The sequence below is a fragment of the Streptococcus oralis subsp. dentisani genome (genome assembly GCF_002096335.1).
Taxonomy (GTDB): Bacteria; Bacillota; Bacilli; order Lactobacillales; family Streptococcaceae; genus Streptococcus; species Streptococcus oralis_Z.
This window is the reverse complement of the sequence record NZ_NCUW01000015.1, coordinates 1-304: the sequence shown is the minus strand read 5'-3', so window position 1 is coordinate 304 and position 304 is coordinate 1. Positions and strand designations below refer to the sequence as shown.

Annotated in this window: 1 tRNA gene; it reads right to left on the bottom strand. The window is 40.1% G+C overall.

The window, feature by feature from the left end:
* Positions 1–210: 210 nt before the first annotated feature.
* Positions 211–284: transfer RNA gene (locus B7709_RS00175), tRNA-Pro, on the bottom strand.
* Positions 285–304 lie beyond the last annotated feature (20 nt).

The window sequence follows — 304 nt, the reverse complement described above, 5'->3', positions numbered from 1 at the left end:
GATTTTTATCGCTCTGAACATCAAAAAAGAAAGGACGAATTTTGTCCTTTCCCGAACTTAGCTTTTCTTCAACCCGCTACAGTTGACAAAGAGCCCAAAAAGGAGAGAACCAACAAAGTTCTCTCCTGAGTATAGTCTCAATTTACAACTAATAGTTGTTAAAGGCTACTCATAGAAAAACAATGACACATCTTCTGAAGAAGAATATGATCGGGAAGACAGGATTCGAACCTGCGACACCTTGGTCCCAAACCAAGTACTCTACCAAGCTGAGCTACTTCCCGTTTTATAGAAAAATGCACCC